The sequence below is a fragment of the Paraburkholderia sp. J69-1 genome (assembly GCF_905220255.1).
Taxonomy (GTDB): domain Bacteria; phylum Pseudomonadota; class Gammaproteobacteria; order Burkholderiales; family Burkholderiaceae; genus Paraburkholderia.
Map to the genome: position 1 here is coordinate 53,693 of NZ_CAJMZG010000021.1, position 17,136 is coordinate 70,828.

At 60.1% G+C, this 17,136-nt stretch carries 18 protein-coding genes; 9 read left to right on the forward strand and 9 right to left on the reverse strand.

Annotated elements, in window-relative coordinates:
* Positions 1-10: 10 nt before the first annotated feature.
* The 5 genes from U5A67_RS30685 to U5A67_RS30705 all read left to right on the forward strand — a co-directional run bounded on the left by U5A67_RS30685 (position 11) and on the right by U5A67_RS30705 (position 3,254).
* Positions 11-1,387 (forward strand): voltage-gated chloride channel family protein, encoded by a 1,377-nt coding sequence (locus U5A67_RS30685; protein WP_321817286.1) that lies wholly within the window; start codon positions 11-13, stop codon positions 1,385-1,387.
* Positions 1,384-1,785 (forward strand): DUF190 domain-containing protein, encoded by a 402-nt coding sequence (locus tag U5A67_RS30690; RefSeq protein ID WP_321817287.1) that lies wholly within the window; start codon positions 1,384-1,386, stop codon positions 1,783-1,785. The genes U5A67_RS30685 and U5A67_RS30690 overlap by 4 nt, the downstream gene beginning before the upstream one ends.
* 3 nt (positions 1,786-1,788) lie before the next feature.
* Positions 1,789-2,178: a fluoride efflux transporter CrcB gene (gene crcB, locus U5A67_RS30695; protein ID WP_321817288.1), complete on the forward strand. Its 390-nt coding sequence runs from the start codon at positions 1,789-1,791 to the stop codon at positions 2,176-2,178.
* 13 nt (positions 2,179-2,191) lie between these two features.
* Positions 2,192-2,515 (forward strand): DUF190 domain-containing protein, encoded by a 324-nt coding sequence (locus U5A67_RS30700; RefSeq protein WP_321817289.1) that lies wholly within the window; start codon positions 2,192-2,194, stop codon positions 2,513-2,515.
* A 505-nt stretch (positions 2,516-3,020) separates the two neighbouring features.
* Positions 3,021-3,254, forward strand: a complete 234-nt coding sequence (locus tag U5A67_RS30705) for a hypothetical protein (RefSeq protein ID WP_321817290.1) — start codon at positions 3,021-3,023, stop codon at positions 3,252-3,254.
* 1,140 nt (positions 3,255-4,394) lie between these two features.
* On the opposite strand, the gene U5A67_RS30710 is transcribed toward U5A67_RS30705, so the two are convergent.
* On the reverse strand, positions 4,395-4,901 hold the full coding sequence (locus tag U5A67_RS30710; RefSeq protein ID WP_321817385.1) for a universal stress protein: 507 nt from the start codon (positions 4,899-4,901) through the stop codon (positions 4,395-4,397).
* Positions 4,902-4,968: 67 nt separating this feature from the next.
* A complete protein-coding gene (locus U5A67_RS30715; RefSeq protein ID WP_321817291.1) occupies positions 4,969-5,814 on the reverse strand; it encodes a universal stress protein in 846 nt (281 codons plus the stop codon).
* A gap of 286 nt (positions 5,815-6,100) precedes the next feature.
* On the opposite strand from U5A67_RS30715, the gene U5A67_RS30720 reads away from it, so the two are divergent.
* Both U5A67_RS30720 and U5A67_RS30725 read left to right on the forward strand, forming a co-directional pair.
* Positions 6,101-6,535 (forward strand): Hsp20/alpha crystallin family protein, encoded by a 435-nt coding sequence (locus U5A67_RS30720; protein ID WP_321817292.1) that lies wholly within the window; start codon positions 6,101-6,103, stop codon positions 6,533-6,535.
* A 120-nt stretch (positions 6,536-6,655) separates the two neighbouring features.
* Positions 6,656-6,943, forward strand: a complete 288-nt coding sequence (locus tag U5A67_RS30725; RefSeq protein WP_321817386.1) for a hypothetical protein — start codon at positions 6,656-6,658, stop codon at positions 6,941-6,943.
* 148 nt (positions 6,944-7,091) lie between these two features.
* On the opposite strand, the gene U5A67_RS30730 is transcribed toward U5A67_RS30725, so the two are convergent.
* The 4 genes from U5A67_RS30730 to U5A67_RS30745 form a co-directional block, all read right to left on the reverse strand.
* Positions 7,092-7,844, reverse strand: a complete 753-nt coding sequence (locus U5A67_RS30730; protein ID WP_321817387.1) for a helix-turn-helix domain-containing protein — start codon at positions 7,842-7,844, stop codon at positions 7,092-7,094.
* A 278-nt stretch (positions 7,845-8,122) separates the two neighbouring features.
* Positions 8,123-8,770: a response regulator transcription factor gene (locus U5A67_RS30735; protein WP_321817293.1), complete on the reverse strand. Its 648-nt coding sequence runs from the start codon at positions 8,768-8,770 to the stop codon at positions 8,123-8,125.
* Positions 8,767-10,770: a PAS domain S-box protein gene (locus tag U5A67_RS30740; protein WP_321817294.1), complete on the reverse strand. Its 2,004-nt coding sequence runs from the start codon at positions 10,768-10,770 to the stop codon at positions 8,767-8,769. Before U5A67_RS30740 ends, U5A67_RS30735 begins: the two co-directional genes overlap by 4 nt.
* Before the next feature lie 158 nt (positions 10,771-10,928).
* Complete coding sequence (locus U5A67_RS30745; RefSeq protein WP_321817388.1) at positions 10,929-12,353, reverse strand: MBL fold metallo-hydrolase; 1,425 nt, start codon at positions 12,351-12,353, stop codon at positions 10,929-10,931.
* A gap of 298 nt (positions 12,354-12,651) precedes the next feature.
* On the opposite strand from U5A67_RS30745, the gene U5A67_RS30750 reads away from it, so the two are divergent.
* Both U5A67_RS30750 and chrA read left to right on the forward strand, forming a co-directional pair.
* The gene (locus U5A67_RS30750) at positions 12,652-13,023 is read left to right on the forward strand and encodes a hypothetical protein (protein ID WP_321817295.1); all 372 of its coding nucleotides are present in this window, start codon (positions 12,652-12,654) and stop codon (positions 13,021-13,023) included.
* Positions 13,024-13,137: 114 nt separating this feature from the next.
* On the forward strand, positions 13,138-14,373 hold the full coding sequence (gene chrA / locus U5A67_RS30755; RefSeq protein ID WP_321817296.1) for a chromate efflux transporter: 1,236 nt from the start codon (positions 13,138-13,140) through the stop codon (positions 14,371-14,373).
* Between the two features lie 45 nt (positions 14,374-14,418).
* On the opposite strand, the gene U5A67_RS30760 is transcribed toward chrA, so the two are convergent.
* From U5A67_RS30760 to U5A67_RS30770, 3 genes are all read right to left on the reverse strand, one after another.
* Entirely contained in the window at positions 14,419-14,949 is a 531-nt protein-coding gene (locus tag U5A67_RS30760) for a cytochrome b (RefSeq protein WP_321817297.1), read from the reverse strand.
* 83 nt (positions 14,950-15,032) lie between these two features.
* On the reverse strand, positions 15,033-16,157 hold the full coding sequence (locus U5A67_RS30765; protein WP_321817298.1) for a PAS domain-containing sensor histidine kinase: 1,125 nt from the start codon (positions 16,155-16,157) through the stop codon (positions 15,033-15,035).
* Positions 16,158-16,292: 135 nt separating this feature from the next.
* A complete protein-coding gene (locus U5A67_RS30770; RefSeq protein ID WP_321817299.1) occupies positions 16,293-17,099 on the reverse strand; it encodes a universal stress protein in 807 nt (268 codons plus the stop codon).
* Positions 17,100-17,136 lie beyond the last annotated feature (37 nt).

Consider the following 17,136-nt stretch of genomic DNA (forward strand, 5'->3'; position numbering starts at 1 on the left):
ACATTGACCAATGCAAAAAATCCATCGCTTCGAACAACTGGAACTGCTGCCCTATCTCGGCAAATGGTTTCTGATCGCGTGCGTCGCCGCGGCGCTTGCGGGCAGCGCGTCAGCCTTCTTCCTCCTCGCCCTCGATCATGCGACCGCATGGCGTGAGGCTCATCGCTGGGTAATCTGGTTGCTGCCTGTGGCCGGTTTCGCAGTCGGCTACGTGTACTACCGGCTCGGCAAGCCGGTTGATGCCGGCAACAACCTCATCATTGATGAGATCCACGACCCTAAGAATGTCGTGCCGCTGCGCATGGTGCCGCTCGTACTCGGGGGCACGATCATTTCGCATTTGTTCGGCGCATCGGTTGGGCGTGAAGGTACGGCGGTGCAGATGGGCGGGGCACTTGCGGACCAACTGACCCACGCGTTCCGCCTCAAACACGAAGATCGTCGCATTTTGCTGATGATCGGTATGAGTGCGGGTTTCTCGTCCGTATTCGGAACACCGCTCGCGGGCGCAGTGTTTGGTCTGGAAGTGCTTGCAATAGGGCGGATGCGATACGACGCGCTGTTTCCCTGCATCGTGGCGGGCATTGTCGCTGATCAGGTATGTCTTGCATGGGGCGTCCACCACGTCCACTACGCCGTCGGGACGATCACGCCGATCAACGCATGGAGCGTTGTCGCCGCCGTCGTAGCGGGCATTGCATTCGGTCTGGTAGGCATGGCGTTCGCCACTAGCACGCACAAGCTCGGCGCGCTGGTAAAACGCCAGATCGTGTATGCGCCATTGCGACCGTTCGTGGGCGGGATCGTCATCGCCACTACGGTTTGGGCACTCAATGCGTATCACTACATTGGCCTTGGCATTCCGGACATCGTCCGGTCGTTTCAGCAGCCGATGCAGCCTTGGGACTTTCTCGGCAAGTTCGCCTTTACCGTTGCGTCGCTCGGCACGGGGTTCAAAGGTGGCGAGGTCACGCCGTTGTTCTACATCGGTGCGACGCTGGGTAACGCACTGGCCCCACTGTTACACATGCCGTTCGCGCTGATGGCTGCAATCGGTTTCGTAGCAGTGTTCTCAGGTGCTGCCAACACACCTATAGCTACCACGATCATGGCCATGGAGTTATTCGGCACGGGCATCGGTCCGTTTGCCGCGATTGGTTGTGTGACGGCTTATCTGTTCTCCGGTCATACAGGGATCTACCACGCGCAGCGCGTCGGACACAGTAAACATCGCAGGCACCGCCTTATTGTGCCGGACGGGACACGGATCGCAGAGCTGGGCCGGTTCCGTAAACCAAAGGCCACGGCCGCAGTTCCGCCTTCAACCGAAGACCAAGTGGGCAGATCTCCTGATACGGTTCTGACGACAGAGGAAAGCAGCCAATGATTTCGGAAAACAATCACGAACACATCGCGGCGCTGCGGCTCTACTTCCCAATTGCGACCCGCGCGAGAGCAACGCGGTTCTGGCATCGCCTGAGCGCGCCAGCACTCGCTCATCACCTTATTGCGGTTGCGAAGCGGTCCAACATCATGCAGGCGATGTTGCATCACGTCAGTGCAGGATATATGCCCGGCGAGCGGCTTTCGCATCATCATCCGGAAGTCAACGGGATGCGCCATCCGCAGTGCCTCGAACTCGTGGATACCGAGACTCGCTTGCGTCAGTTCATGCGCGACCACGCAGAGGAATTGCGCAAGGTCCACGCGGTGCTGCTGCTTTGCGAACTGCCTCTCGGGCATCGGCGCACGGCTAATGCGCTTTCGACCTCGACTAACGGGTGAGCTATGGCCGGAGCCTATTCGCTTATTGCCATCAGCATCGGGGCGATGCTCGGTGCACTCAGCCGCTATGGGCTAAGCCTCGCGATGAACGCGCTCGTGCCGAACATTCCGATGGGAACGCTGGCGAGCAATCTCATCGCCGCGTATATCGTCGGCGCGGGGATCGCATTCTTTGGTTCGACAGTCAGTCTTTCAGTCGCTTGGCGACTTTTTGTCATCACCGGTCTGGCCGGTGGCCTTTCCACCTTCTCGACTTTCTCGGCGGAGTTGCTGACCTTGCTCAGGGACGGTCGGCTCGGCTGGTCGGCAGGGATGCTCGCGCTGCACGTCGGTGGTTCATTGGCCATGACCGCGCTGGGCATGGCCACCATTTCACTAAGCCGTCACACCTGAAAGGGAGTTCGCCATGCAAGGCTATCAATTGACGTTTTTCACGGAACAGAAGCGCAAGCACGGACATCAGCCGATCTGTGACTGGCTGCTGAGGGTTGCCGAGCAACACGGCGCTTCGGGCGGGACCCTTGTCACGGGCGCAGAAGGTTTCGATCACGCTGGCCGATTCCATTCGGCCGGTTTTTTCGAACTTGCAGATCAACCGGTCGCTGTCACTGTTTCCGTCGATGAACAAGCGTATCAGCGTCTGATGAGCGCGCTCGCGGAAGAAGACGTCGACCTCACCTATGTAAAGGTTCCGGTCGAATTCGGTCGTGTTGGACGCGCGGCTGCCTGAAAAGTCGAGACCGCTGCCAGGCGAAAGCAACAGGCCCCGCATTCCTGAAGCACATTGATGACAAGCATTGGCAACGTGGGCGTGAGAGTGTCCTTACGGGCCGACAGCCGACAATGGGGAGAGGGCGTCGTGCGAAACTGAGCGCTGCTTAGGCGACTGGCTGCGCTGGTGGGCAACGACTGCGGTAGACGCGGAGAAATAGAAGCGATCGCTCAGGACGCCATCCCTCTGGGCAATCCGAATAGCTTAATTGGTGCCATATCACGCTTTGAATCGAGTGAAATTCGGCGATTTGGGCCGCGTGGAAACCGGCCTGTTCGCGCACTTCTTACTCTGGACAGATCGCCGAAACCCTTTGCTGGAAAGGCTCCGAGCGATTGATGCGCGATGTTATATTGAGTATCTTTGGTGAGTGTTAGTAAACAATTAACAACCGCCACGAAGAGATCAGCCGTTATTCTGCTGTGCTAGGATTTTTTCTCGGTTCGGAAAAGGGGAAATCAGTATGGCGACCGAAATCGTGGGGATTTTCCAGGTAACGACGATTGTCAGGAGAAAGCCGAGCGGCGTCTGGTACGGTCGCTACGCAGTTGCCCGATGTGATGATCCGCGTGGCGTGCCTATCTTCGAGGGGATGTGTCCAAATGCGCCTGATCCCGGCCTTGCAAGCGTGGCTGCCATGGCTGTCGGCAAGGAAAAAGCGGAATCGCTCCATCCTTCTATGCACCCCGCACGGTAGTGTTATTCCGTAATGCAACGGGTTCAAACCAATCGGTTCGGTGCGCCGTTTCACCCTGAAGAGTTACCAGTTATCCCTGCGAAGGAACTCGTCGCGACGGAAAAAATAGGGATTAAACAGTATCTGCCGTAAAAAAAGCCCCGTAAGAACGGGGCTTCGTATGTTGCGTACTAGCCGGACCCGATAAACAGGGCGGGCGAGAGATCCTGGTTACCTTGCTTGAGAACGTCGGCGCAAAGGTCCGGCGAGTACCGTCACATGTTCTGGAAACGGTACGTCGGACGATCGCGTCGCCTCCGAGCGCGTGAGCACAGCAAAGTGACGCAGCCGAGCCCGGAGCTGCTCCGATGTTTCCGTCGGTGGCAACGCCAGGCGCTTTCGGCTAGTTAGCTTGGTTCGCATGGAGTTTCTCCTTGATTACAAACAGAATTATCACGTCAGACTATTTGCGTCAAGTCCTGCGGCGCGTAGCATGTCGTGCGGCAAATCCTGTTCGAGACGGATAAGGCGCGACCCTCTAGTCAACTCTCGCTTGTATCCCTTGTCGCGATAATATTCGACGAGTTCGGGGTGTGGTCGATTGATCGAGTAGGTCGGGCATCGGGCCGCCGCAGCAAGGAACTGCATGTAGCGGCTGGTAGCATCCACGAACGCCAGGCCAGTTGCCTGACCCGGATTACGTTCGATGAAATGTATTGAAGCCACAACCCGTCTGTTACTAATGCGTCCGAGAACCAGGCCCCATAAATGAGTTCCGATAGCCGGTTGATATAGAAGGCTGCATCAACCCGACGCGGCCGTCGGCGATAGCGTCCCACCTGGTCTGTCCAGTTCCAGCCGGGCACGTGCTCTGAACGATCGTCCTCGTAGTGCCTCAACTGGCTTCGGCCACAGCAGCGTCCGCAATTTCCGCAATGGATACGGAAAATCCGCTCAGTCCTTGAACTGGAGGATCACAGGCGTAGCTCACGTCAGTAAACGCGCAATTGCGGCGTCAGGCACCCGAAAGACATTTGCTGAGCGATCGCTGGGGCAACGAGAGGCGCACGTCGCCCCGAAACAGGTATCCGCCGTTTCCTGTCGAATGATTTCGTCGGCATCTTGAATGAAGGAGCCGTTGGCGTTTCCGATCTAAAGCAGTCAGCCTCTAAGATTTGAGATGTCTTTGGTCTGTGTCTGCGTGGCGGATTCTGGTAAAAGTTTGTGCGAAGGCACGAGTAGGGTCGGGCATCGAGCGCTGCGCAGCACCCGTTCAGCAACACTACCTAATACAAGGCGTCTTACACCGCGCCGCCCATGCGTACCCATAACAATGAGATCAGCATTGAACTCTGCGGCAACGCGCACGATGCAATGTGCGATATCTTCCGCCCCTAAATGTGCCTCAACCGAACGGGCTATTCCCTGCACGCCGGACGCGAGCATCTTTGTCTGTGCATCTGCGCATAGGAGTCGCCCTTCCTCGAAGTAGGCGTCACGTACGATCGACGGATCGAAGCCCGGCACATCGTAGGCCATCACAGGCAGGTCAATTACATAGAGTGGCATCAGTACTGCCTTTGAATCCAGCGCGAGGCGGATCGCCATGTCGAGCGCTTGCGAAGCTGTCTTGCTGCCGTCGATTGCAACCAGAACGCGAGAGTACATAGGATGCTCCATGACAACTCGTTAATGAGCGGGTTGACGTTGAGCCAACAACGCCGTGTCAAAGGCGCTAGTGCGACATCAGTACCGGTAATGTCGCTGTCAGCAGGACGGAGCGTGTCGCGCCACCCAGCACGAGCTCCTGCAATCGTGCGTGACCATATGCGCCCATGACAAGAAGATCGAATCCACCGCCAAGTGCGAAGTTGAGCAGGGCATCGCCGGTGGTCTCGGTGGCATGGCGGTCAAAGCGCACGATGTCAACCGAGGTCGCGCCATGCCGCGCGAGCGTTGCGGCCAGTTCGCTGCACGAGGCCTGAGAGGGCGCAGGAGAAAACGTCGTCGACGAGGCTGCGATCGTGACGTGTGCGGCACCGACGATGAAGGGGGTCGCGTCATGCACTGCTCTCGCTGCCTCGCGGCTGCCATTCCAGCCGATCAGCACGCGGGTGCCGACTTTTTCGAAATGCCCGGTGTTCGGAACGAGCAGTACAGGGCCTCCGGCACCCAGGACGACCGTCTCGGCAAAGTGATCGGCGACAAATGTTTCTGGATCGTCGGGATCGGCTTGTCCAATTATCGTCAGGTCCGCGCTGCGGCTATGACGCATGATCGAGGCAACAGGATCGGTATCTGTATCCACGTCGACCAGCGCGCCGACGACTTGCGCCCGTGCCAATTCGGCCCGAAACAGTCGCTCGATGGCGGCACGCTGCTCTGCACGAAGTTTGCGATGCACGTCGTAATAGTCTGCGGTTCCGGCCATGACATAGAACTCTCGCGGATGCGGCTCGAAAGCGGCGAAGACGCCATACAGATGCGAACCGAAAGAGCGCGCGAGTTTGAGCGCAAGCGAAACGCGCGTGTTGGCACGTGTACTCGAATCCAGATGAACCATCAAGGTTTTGTAGCTCATTACGGATCTCCAGTAGAACGAAGACGTCGCGGCCCGACACAGGGCAGACAGCGAGTTGATCTGAGTTTAAAAACGGGTCTCTGTTTGCCGTTGACCTGGATCAAGCGAGGACTCGTTATCCATCGGCCGCGACGGGTGCCCCCGAGCGAGACAATTGAGGCAGATCAATCGCAAACCGCGATCAGTTTTTACAGTGGAACTGGGGCGTGTCAAAGCGCGCAGCGCGCAACGTGGGCCGCTTCCTGTATAGCGCGCTGCCCTTTTTTATTCAAAGCAGAGGTGAAAGATGAACAATCTGACCCGTTACGATCCGTTCGGGACCGAGCCAGTTTCTGAACTGTTTCAAGGACTTTTCCGCCCGTTGCGTGGTGCTCCTGCCGCCGATAGTAGCGATCTTTCGTCCATCAAACTCGACGTGACGGAAAGTCCGCGGGCATATCTGGTGAAGGCGGAGCTGCCTGGCGTGGACAAGAAGGACATTGACGTAAAAGTCGATGGCAACACGGTCTCGATTCATGCGAAGGTAGAGCGCAAGACCGAGCAGAAAGAGGGGGAACGTTGGATTCGAAGGGAGCGCTATAGCGGCTCATTCGCGCGCACGTTTTCTCTCGCAAACGAGATCGACGACTCGGCAGCAAGCGCCCAGTATCAGGACGGCGTGTTGTCCCTGAACCTGCCCAAGAAGGTACCTGCTGCCCAAAAAAGCGTGCAGATCGATTAACACATGGTGATCGCTGAGAGAGTAACCGATGCGGATTGGCTGAACGAAACCGCTAAAACAGGCGGAATGCTCAGCGGTCGGCACCCTGCCGGCGAGGGAGGCCACACGATGGGACTGGGAATGCAGATGGTCTATCTGGGTTTCGCGGGAACGGCCGCGATCGAGGCGGAGGCGGGCGTACAGTTGTTGCGGCTGGAGCGTTTCGGCAAGACGTTGAAGTCCTGTCACCTGGCGATTGAAGAGGTTCATGGACTCGACGCGTCACAGACTTACGATGTACGTCTCGATCTTGTCACAATATCGAGCGGCTTCAGTCCGGTTGCCCATCATTGCGGTACTGATCCACTCGTTGTTATGCGTGAAGCTTTTGATGAAGCCGAACACGAACTCGAGGCAAAGTCAGCATGATGTGAAGCACAAGCGAGCTTCCCTTGTCGGCGAGTGGGCGGCCGATGGTGGCAAAAAGCGCTCCATCAAGGAGCGCTGAATGTGCATGCACTGGGCCCACACGACGTAACGCAACGCCTTTGTCTACAGCTTTCAGGCATTCATGGGCTTATACGCGTGCGAGGGCCTGTGCATCGACGATATGAATCTGCTTGCCTTTGGGTTCGACCAGACCATCGCGATGAAAGCGCGAGAACATGCGGCTGACTGTCTCAAGTTTTAGTCCGAGGTAGCAGCCAATCTCCTCGCGGCTCATCTTCAGATTGAACTTTGCGCTGGAATAGCCTCTTGCGCGAAAGCGCGCCGCGAGATCGAGTAGAAACGAGGCGAGCCGCTGCTCTGCGGTCATCGTACCGAGCATCATCATCAGGCTAGACTCGCGCACGATTTCGCTGCTCATCAGATAATAAAGATGGCGTTGCATGCGGCGGCTTTCGCGGCAAAGCAATTCGAACTGGGCAAACGGGATGATGCACACCGTGCTGTCTTCCAGCGCGATCGCCTCACAACTATGGGTGCCCGAGCAGACGCCGTCGAGGCCCAGTGGTTCGCCAGGAATCTGGAAGCCGATCACCTGTTCGCGCCCGTCGCGGTGCATGACGATGGTCTTGAAAGATCCCGTTCGCACTGCATACAGACTCTGGAAAACATCGTGCGTGCGAAAGAGCGCCTCGCCACGCCGCACATGACGCGTCGTGAGTACGACGGTATCGAGTTGCCGGAGTTCGATGCCGGAAAGATCGGCTGGCATGCAGACTGCGCGCAACGAACAGGTCGAGCAGCGCGTCGGCAGGCAGCCCGAACCGCCCGCGCGATGCACTGGATGCACCGGGATCGGCGGTCTTTGCGTGGATGACGGCATCGGTGAAGGGGTATCGAATACGGACTCGGCATACATGATCGTCTCCAGTTTTAACGCGCGATGTACGTGCGTTAATAGCGGGGTCAACGCGCGGTTTCGACCGCGGCGGCTTGACCTGCATGCGTCCAGTATCGGCATCGCCATCCCGGAAATAAATCAGCGGTGGTGGAAACTGGTGTACGCAAGACGGAAGTTATGTAGGGCGATTCCTACATCGGTGCGATGCTATGCCGCATCGGGAGATGGTCGCGCATGGCAGACGCCAGTCTGGGCAAGGGCTAGACCTCGTCCTGATCGTCGATCAATTTGTGACGCAGCGCGTAGCGAACCAGGGCCGCTTCGTGAGGCATCTGCATTTTTTCCAGAATGCGGACCTTGTAGGTGCTCACGGTCTTGCTGCTCACGCACAAGGCGTGGGCGATTTCGGTAATGGTCTCTCCGGACGCGATCCGGCGGAAGACGTCGAACTCGCGATCGGAGAGGCGCTGGTGCGGGAGCAAGTCGGCGGGCTCGTTCAGACTAAGCGCGAAGCGCTCTGCCATTGTCGTGCTGACGTAGACGCCACCGGATGCGACTTTCGTAACGGCGTTCACGAGTTCCGCGCTGGCACTTTCCTTAGTGAGATAACCTGAAGCCCCCGCCTTGAACGCGCGCACGGCGTACTGCTGCTCAGCGTGCATGGTCAGGACAAGGATGCGCAAGGCAGGTTTTTCTTCCTTGATCTGCTTGATGAGATCCACGCCGCTGCGACCCGGCATAGACAGGTCGAGCACCAGCACCTGGGCGGCCTGATCACGCACAAGGGCAAGCGTGGTCGCCGCGTCCCAGCCTTCTCCGGCGACTTCAAAGTCGTGTGCGCTTTCGAGAATACGGCGAAGGCCGTCGCGCACGAGTGTATGGTCGTCAGCGAGCAGGACCTTGATCATGAAGTTGTCTCGTCGGATTGAAGGGCATCGAGATCAAACGTGATGGAGAGGGAAAAGCCTTCACCAGGCCCCGTATCGATTTCGACGACGCCGTTGAACATGTGGGCGCGCTCGCGTATGCCCAGTAATCCAAAGGTTTTGTCGTGTCGCGCCGGATCGGGAGCGTCGCTTCTTTCGCCCGTTGTACCGCAACCGTTGTCGGCAATGCGCAAGATGCAATGCTGCGCATTCACTTCCAGACTGAGGTCTACCCTGTTTGCCTGCGAGTGGCGCGCTACGTTGGTTAGCGCCTCCTGAACGATGCGAAACAGCATAGAGGCCGCCGTGTTGGAGAACACCACACTGCCAGTCTCCAGGCACTTGCGCACCTTGATTCCGTATCGACTTGAAAAATCATTGGCGAGCCAGTCGATCGCCGATACGAGCCCGAGGTCATCGAGCATGACGGGGCGCAGATCGGCGGCAATGCGGCGTATGCCTCGAACCATCGCGTCAATGAGCGTGCTCATGCCCGCAAGACTGGTCGCGATGTCGGGCATCATCTTTGGGCCCAGACGCTGCCCCAGCGATGAAAGGTCGATCTTGAGCGCAGTGAGTTGCTGCCCCAGATCGTCGTGCAGCTCGCGGGCGATGCGGGTTTTTTCAGCTTCGCGCACGCTTTGCAAATTGGCTGAGAGCTCGCGCAGTTCTTCGCGCGAGCGTTTGAGCGTGTTCTCGGCTTGCAGCCGCTCGGTGATATCGCGCAACATGACCGTGTAGAGCCTGCCGGACGCCTCGCGGATCTGCGAGATCGACGCTTCGATCGGGAACTCCTCGCCATTCGCGCGCAAACCATAGAGCACGCGCTGCTGACGGCCCATCTGGCGCTCCGTCACCCCCGTAACGCCGAACTGGTCGACATGTTGGGCATGCGCTGCGCGAAAACGCTCGGGAATAAAGCGCGAAAGCGGCGAGCCTATCGCCTCCATCGCCGTTAACCCGAATACATATTCAGCGGCCGGATTGAAGATGACGACTTTTTGTGTCTCGTCGACCGTGATGATCGCCTCCATCGACGAACGGATAATCGCCATCATGCGTACTTCGTTCAGGCGTGCGTCGCTGATGCTTGCGGATGGTGTCATGCGTGCCGCCACAAGCCGCAATGCGAGCCATGCGCACGCTGTTGCTACGAGCGCTCCTGCCAGCAGGATCGCGGCAGCGCTGCTGGCCGCACCCGTGAGCAGCGGGCTGCCGTCTGCGCGTGTCTCGATCGTCAGCGCCGTGCCGCCCGCAAGCAACAGGTCGCTGCGTTCAAACCGCTGGTAAGAGAGGACTTCGTCCCTTTCAATTGGCACGCTCCGGTAAAGGTCGAATGGCGGATGATGTGCACGCACAGCGATTTCGAGCCCCGGTTGGGCTGCCAGGAGCGGCTCAAATAGCCGCTGGACATCGAGCGCGGCGACAGCGAAGCCGACTGGATTTTGTGTATCGCTGCCTTTTGACGCCGATTTGTCGTAGACGGGAAGCCATAGAGTTAGCGGCGCCAAGGTAGTGGGGCCGGGCTTGGCGACAGTCAGCACAACGTCGTCCGGTTGACCTGAGTAAGCGTCGCCGGGGCGGGCGGGCAAATTGCCCGCGCCGGCTGCGGGCCCAGCCCAGAGCGGGGCACCATACTCGTCGGGGGCATAACCGAGCGCAACAACCGCAGTGTGCGAGCTGTCCAGATTGAGGGCGGAGACATAGTTCGCCCAGCTCGCGGCGTCAGGCAGCGGCATCCGGGCAAGATGCGCTCTCGCACCGCGCAGCACGGCTTCATTGGCGATCAGCGAGAGTTGAATGGATTCGCGCAGGGCTTCGGCGCGGCGACCGAAGCGCTGCTCGGCAGCGCTTTGCCATTGTTGTGCGACGAACACAGCTACCGCCCCGGCGAGGGCGAATACAACAACAAACGCAGCGACCGCCGCCACTGCTGGCTGGCGGCTTTGCTCCTTCAGTGGCGCATCAGTGACCCATGTCATGGCAGCCGTCTGTAACGAAGTGCTCGTGGGCAGGCGAGTCGGGAGTGATTTGTTTGCAAACGGGCAACGTGAGTGAGACTGCCCGGCGCACGAGGACACATGCAGTGCGTCTCAATATTATGGCCTCAGGATCAGATGCGCCACGCTTCTGTGGCGGGTCAGTTTGTCATGCCCGGGATGTGCGTTGATTCGCAGGGCGGACAAGGGTGTTCGCGAGCCGGATCTTCAGGGAGTTCCACCGTATCGCGATATTCCGGCACGCTGCAATCCCAGTGCAGCGTCTCGACGATTCGGCGACGCAGCGCGTCGGCCGCTGCCGGCTCGCCGTGCGTCACGAAGGTGCGTACTGGCGGACAGTTCATGCCGGCGAGCCAGCGGATGGTCTCGCGATAATCGGCGTGAGCGGACAGGGATGAAATTGAAGAAATCTCGGCACGCACGCGCACATAATCGCCGTGCAGTTTGATCACTGGCGCATGCGATTCCAGAGCCGCGCCACGTGTGCCGGGCGCCTGATAGCCGACGAGCGCGATCGTATTGCGTGGGTCAGACGCGTACAGGTTCAGGTGATGCAGCACGCGGCCGCCCGTGGCCATGCCGCTGCCCGCGATGATGACCATAGGCCCACGGCGCGAGGCGATCGACTTCGAATCTTCGACCGTGCGGGCCATAAATGCGGCATGGTCGATCGCGTGCATCTGAGAGACAGTCAGGCGATGTTCACCCATATGACGGCGGTAGAGGTCGGTGACACTGATCGCCATCGGGCTATCCAGATAGACGGGCACGTTCGGCATGCGGCCGCCCTCTTTCAGCCGTGCAATGTAGTAGAGAATCTCCTGCGCGCGACCCACCGCGAAGCACGGTATCACCACGATCCCACCGCGCGCGAAGGTACGCGCAAACATTGCTGCAAGTTCGTCCTCGGGATCGATTGCGTCGTGCAGGCGGTCGCCATAGGTTGATTCGACCACCAGGTAGTCCGCATGCGCGGGAGGCGCGGGCGCGCGCATGAGCGGATCCTCAGGGCGGCCAAGATCGCCGGAAAATGCGATCACGGTGTGGCCACAGCACAGCACGACGCTGGCCGCTCCCAGAATGTGGCCAGCGGGCAAGAGGCGAAAAGACAGCCGGTTGCTCAGCGCTACGGGCTCGTCGAATTCGCGAGGCCCGACCAGACGCAGTGTCCTCTCCACGTCCTCGGTGGTGTAGAGCGGCAGCGCCGGATGGTGTTTGGAGAACCCGTGACGATTGGCGAACGTTGCGTCTTCTTCCTGCAGCCGGGCACTGTCGCGTAGCATCACATCGCACAGATCTGCGGTGCCGGGGGTGCAAAACACAGGTCCTCGATAGCCGTTTCGCACGAGAACGGGCAGATAGCCGCAATGGTCGATGTGGGCGTGTGTGAGGATGACGGCGTCGAGCGTGTCGGCCGCGAAGGGCAACGGTTCCCAGTTGCGAAGACGCAGGTTTTTCGTTCCCTGGAACAGGCCACAATCGATCAGCACCCGCTTGTGGTCCGCTTCCAGCAGGTAGCGCGAGCCTGTGACTGTCTGCGCCGCGCCAAGGAAGGTCAGCTTCATCATGTTCTCCTCGCATCGCGCCTTGCGGCGCTAGTGAGATCGATTGGAGCGCGCTTTAAGAAAGGGCGTTTGATCTGTGTCAGCAAGGTGCGCTTGCCGGATGAATTGAGCCAGATCAATGGCGAGCGGGCCGCCCCTCATACATTGGAGGCACCGGCCAAATCCGACCCGGCCTGGTTCTTGTGGAAACCCGACCATGGCTCTGCGGGAGCAATCGCTGAAAATGCCGCGTGCTTCACTCGCGCTTTCCCTTGTGCTGGCGCTTACGCTTGCTGCGTGTGCCTCTGACGCTAGCCGCTTGGCGTTCCGACGCGCCGAAGCCGATCTGGAGGCCGCTCGCGAGCAGGCGCAGGTCGAATGCACCGATTACGCGGCTTGCGAGCAGGCTTGGGGCCGCGCGCGTCTATTCGTGCAGCGGCATTCCGTGACACCGATCGAGCGCCTGGACGACATCAGCATCGAAACCCGCATCCCTCACGAGTTTGGCGTGGCGTATTTCTGGGCGACGCGACGCACTGCGGACGACGGGACGACCGTCATCCGGCTTAAAGGACTGTGCCGCGGTATGTACAGCGTCGACGGCGGTCCGGGCTGGACGTATCGGAGCTGCGCGGCGCAATTACGTGAGGCTCAGATCGAGTTTGCGCGTGAGGTGGGCGTCGCGCGCTGAGCGTCCGGCGGCAGCGGTTACGATGACAGCCTTGCCCTGTGGGACGCGAAACGGCATGCTCCTGGCTGTCGGACCGGTGTCCTTCTTTCATTTCGCACACACTGGCGCCACTTCATGTCCCTCGACACCCCGTCTGTACCCTCGACTCGAGAGCACTCGGCGATTGCGGTTCTGCTCGTTTTCCTGAAACTGGGGATATCGAGTTTTGGTGGGCCGATTGCGCATATCGGCTACTTTCGTCGCGAGTTTGTTGAGCGCCGTCGCTGGCTGGATGAGCACACCTTCAGTGATCTTGTCGGCATGTGCCAGTTTCTGCCCGGACCGGCGAGCAGTCAGGTTGGCTTTTCCATCGGGCTGCTCAAGGCCGGCTGGCGCGGGGGCCTTGCCGCGTGGCTCGGCTTTACGCTGCCTTCGGTCTTGCTGATGATCGTCTTTGCGGCCGCAGCGCCGGACTTGGGGGGCTGGGCAGGCGATGGCGCTTTGCATGGGCTCAAGCTTGTTGCGGTGGCTGTCGTAGCGCAGGCGGTCTGGGACATGGCGCGCAGGCTCTGCCCGGACGGTCGTCGCGCTGGCATCGCGCTGTTCGCAATCGTGATGCTTGCGGTACTGGCTACGGCGTATGGCTCGGTGCTGGTGATCGCCGTGGGAGCGTTGCTCGGCATTGGCTTGTGTGGCGGGACCGCGGCAAAGGCCTGTGAGCCGGGGGCAGGAGAGGGTTCTGGATGGCGAGGGTCGCGCAGCGTATCTGGCATGGCGCTAGCGCTTTATCTGGGCCTACTCGCCGGCCTGCCGGTGCTTGCGGCTTCGGGCAGCGAGGGGGGGCGCCTTTTCGACGCCTTTTATCAGGCGGGTGCACTGGTATTCGGCGGCGGCCACGTCGTGCTGCCTTTGCTTCAGCAGCAGACGGTCGCATCGGGATGGGTGTCGCCTGCGGCGTTTCTCGCGGGATACGGTGCTGCGCAGGCGGTTCCCGGGCCCTTGTTCACGTTCGCAGCCTTTCTCGGCTGGGTTAGTCAGACAGGACCTGGTCATTGGTACGGCGCAGCCATAGCGGTCATCGGCATTTTTTTGCCTGGCCTACTGCTCGTCGTCGCGGCGCTGCCGTGGTGGCAGGCGATGCGTACGCGTCCACACGTAGTGGCGGCGCTTGCTGGCGTGAATGCCGCCGTGGTGGGCCTGCTAGCGTTTGCCCTGTATTCGCCGGTTTGGACAAGTGCGGTACGTTCGCCGCTTGATTTTGCGATCGCCGCCAGCGGCTTCGTGGCATTGGTGAAGTGGAGGTCCCCGCCCCTCGCGGTCGTACTCTTTTGCACGCTAGCGGGAATGGCGAGGAACGCCTTGCTCAACTAGGCGCGCTGCGCGAGTTCACGTGCTCCCGCAGACGGGCTAGATGACTCAAGGCAGCATGCGCTGTAACACGCCGTCGCCGAGCACAAAGCGATGATAGAGCGCGCCGGCGATGTGCAAGCCGATTAGCACCAGCAGTACCCATGCCAGCGCACTATGTACATCGCCCATTGCATGCCCGAACGACGAGCCGGACGCTGAAAGCGAAGGCAGCGCAACGAGGCCGCCCAGTTTGACGACCCAAGTGCGCGACGACGCGTTGATCCAGCCAAGCAGCGGCACGGCGAGCAGTAGCACGTAGAGTGCGCCGTGCGTGAGAGCCGAGACGGCGCGCAACGCTTTGGGCATGCTTTGCGTCGGCGGCTGGTGAGTCGCGCGCCAGACGATACGACCTGCCATGACGGCGATGAGCGCGGTGCCCACGCCCAGATGCCATGCGATTTCGCCAATGGGCTTTGTATCGCGATGTACGTCGGGCATCGTCCAGCCAATCACGAACTGGGCCGCAACCAGTATGACGACGAGCCAGTGAAGCAGTCGTGCGGTCTTGTCGTAGCGCGAATCGGCGGCATTTTGCATGGCCAGTCTCTCCTGGGAAAATAAGCCGGTCGAAAGCGCGATTCTAGAAGACCTCAACTTAACCGAAGATTAAGCGCCTGAAATCAAGCGCCGGGTTCAGTCAGCCGGACAATCTGTGCGGCTGTCAAACGAAGTTCGGCCACTATCGCCGTTCCGGCTCCAGGCGCGCTCTCGATCGAAAGCGTGCCGCCCAGTTGCAGCATGCGTTCCCGCATCCCGGTCAGGCCGAACGCGTCGGGCCGCGCAGCCGCGTGCGTATCGAAACCCTTACCATCGTCGCGGATTTTTAACCTGATGATCGCACCGTTGCCCGTCAGGCCAAGCGTCACGGTGCGCGCGTTGGCGTGTCGTGCGATATTGGTCAGCGCTTCCTGCGCGACGCGAAACAGCGCGGTTGAGGCGGGTTCATCGAGCTGCGGCATATGCGGGTCCAGATCGCACTGCACCGTCACGCCGTGACGATGCTCGAAGTCATGTGCCATCGATTCAAGCGCGGCTTCCAGGCCAAAGTCGTCCAGGAGCAGGGGGCGTAGGTCGGCGGCGATGCGGCGCACCGAGACGGTTAGCTCGTCGAGTTGCGCGGAGATTTCGCCAAGTGAGGCCAGATGTGCCCTATGTGCCTCGGGTGATGTTTCGAGGAGTTCAGTCTGATGGCGGGCCAACGCCATCTTCAGGGCAACCAGCCGCTGTCCAAGGTCGTCATGCAGTTCGCGAGCGAGGCGTTTTTGCTCGTTTTCGCGCGCGTGCTGCACGAGTGCCGAGGTCATGTGGGCGCGCTCAAGCTCGTCGAGCCTGCGCCGTTCTGTCAGGTCTCGGGTAATCTTGGCAAAGCCAACCAGCGCGGCATGTTCGTCGTAGACCGCCGTGATAATGACATTTGCCCAGAAACGGCTACCGTCTTTCCGAACGCGCCATCCTTCGTCTTCCACTCGTCCCAGCCGCGCTGCGGCATCAAGCAGTCGCGCGGGCCTGCCGTCCGCGATGTCCTCCGCTGTGTAGAACAGCGAAAAGTGCTCGCCAACGATCTCTTCCGGCGTATAGCCCTTGATTCGCTGTGCGCCCTGATTCCAGCTGGCTACACAGCCGGTCGGCTCCAGCATGAAGATCGCGTAATCATGGACAGATTCGATTAGCAGACGATAGCGCTCCTCGATCGCGATATTGCTGTTGTTGCGCCCATACCAGGACGCCGGCTTAGCCCTTTGCATGAAGCGCTCCGGTGACTTTGGCGGCAATGCGGGAGTCGACGTAGTTTGCACGTCGACAGTGCCAATAGTAGGCCAAAGTCCGGAGGAGATCGTAGATGCGCGACAGGCGAGCGCCTCACTCCAAAGGGCGATGCTTCAATGCGACATCAGGACTGGCAGCGTCATGGATTCGAGCAGGGTGCGGGTGACGCCACCCAGCACCCGTTCGCGCAGATGCGAGTGCGCCCACGCGCCTGCGACCAGCAGGTCGGCGTTTACATCGCTTGCGCGGCTAAGCAGGGTCACGCCGCTTTCGACACGATGCTCGCAGACGCTCTCGTGGAACGAGGCGCTAACGCCGTGGCGATCGAGCCACGTCGACGCATCGATTGCAGCGTCCGTGGCCCGTGCGAGCTCGGTGCTGCCTGGAAGCGCAACGACAGCGATCGATACGCGCGGAGCGCGAACCAGTAGTGGCAACGCGTCCGAAGTGGCGCGCGCCGCCTCGCGGCTGCCGTCCCAGGCAATCAGGATGTTTTGCGCGAATGACGAAAATGCGCCGGCATACGGGACGATGACGGCAGGGCGGGCAGACGTCATCAACAGATCCGTGACGAAATCCCCGGTGACATTGACGGACCGGCCTTGCGCGTCATGTTGACCGAGTACGAGCAGGTCGGCGTGACGTGCATGGAGCGTTGCGCACTGCAGGTCGGCCGGTTCGGGAGCGCGCCATTCGACAATACGGCCGGCGCGCTCGGCTGCGCAGAGAAAGCTCGCATGGGCATTGGCGCGGCGTTGTTCCGCGGCGCGTGCCTCATCGGCGCCGTCGATAGGCGAAAAGGGCAGATAAAGACCGACGAGATGCGCATTGAATCGATCGGCCAGATCGAGCGCGAGCGCGACGCGCACAGCACATCTCTCGGTGTCGTCGAGATGCACAAGCAGACTCTTGAAATCCATCGCCATTTCCCTCAAGACCTTTGCGCCGTTCTGGCGG

Coding starts and splice junctions, on each gene's coding strand:
- U5A67_RS30685 (WP_321817286.1), top strand. CDS start 11: ATGCAAAAAATCCATCGCTTCGAACAACTGGAACTGCTGCCCTATCTC.
- U5A67_RS30690 (WP_321817287.1), top strand. CDS start 1,384: ATGATTTCGGAAAACAATCACGAACACATCGCGGCGCTGCGGCTCTAC.
- crcB (WP_321817288.1), top strand. CDS start 1,789: ATGGCCGGAGCCTATTCGCTTATTGCCATCAGCATCGGGGCGATGCTC.
- U5A67_RS30700 (WP_321817289.1), top strand. CDS start 2,192: ATGCAAGGCTATCAATTGACGTTTTTCACGGAACAGAAGCGCAAGCAC.
- U5A67_RS30705 (WP_321817290.1), top strand. CDS start 3,021: ATGGCGACCGAAATCGTGGGGATTTTCCAGGTAACGACGATTGTCAGG.
- U5A67_RS30710 (WP_321817385.1), bottom strand. CDS start 4,901: ATGTACTCTCGCGTTCTGGTTGCAATCGACGGCAGCAAGACAGCTTCG.
- U5A67_RS30715 (WP_321817291.1), bottom strand. CDS start 5,814: ATGAGCTACAAAACCTTGATGGTTCATCTGGATTCGAGTACACGTGCC.
- U5A67_RS30720 (WP_321817292.1), top strand. CDS start 6,101: ATGAACAATCTGACCCGTTACGATCCGTTCGGGACCGAGCCAGTTTCT.
- U5A67_RS30725 (WP_321817386.1), top strand. CDS start 6,656: ATGCAGATGGTCTATCTGGGTTTCGCGGGAACGGCCGCGATCGAGGCG.
- U5A67_RS30730 (WP_321817387.1), bottom strand. CDS start 7,844: ATGCCGTCATCCACGCAAAGACCGCCGATCCCGGTGCATCCAGTGCAT.
- U5A67_RS30735 (WP_321817293.1), bottom strand. CDS start 8,770: ATGATCAAGGTCCTGCTCGCTGACGACCATACACTCGTGCGCGACGGC.
- U5A67_RS30740 (WP_321817294.1), bottom strand. CDS start 10,770: ATGACATGGGTCACTGATGCGCCACTGAAGGAGCAAAGCCGCCAGCCA.
- U5A67_RS30745 (WP_321817388.1), bottom strand. CDS start 12,353: ATGAAGCTGACCTTCCTTGGCGCGGCGCAGACAGTCACAGGCTCGCGC.
- chrA (WP_321817296.1), top strand. CDS start 13,138: ATGTCCCTCGACACCCCGTCTGTACCCTCGACTCGAGAGCACTCGGCG.
- U5A67_RS30760 (WP_321817297.1), bottom strand. CDS start 14,949: ATGCAAAATGCCGCCGATTCGCGCTACGACAAGACCGCACGACTGCTT.
- U5A67_RS30765 (WP_321817298.1), bottom strand. CDS start 16,157: ATGCAAAGGGCTAAGCCGGCGTCCTGGTATGGGCGCAACAACAGCAAT.
- U5A67_RS30770 (WP_321817299.1), bottom strand. CDS start 17,099: ATGGATTTCAAGAGTCTGCTTGTGCATCTCGACGACACCGAGAGATGT.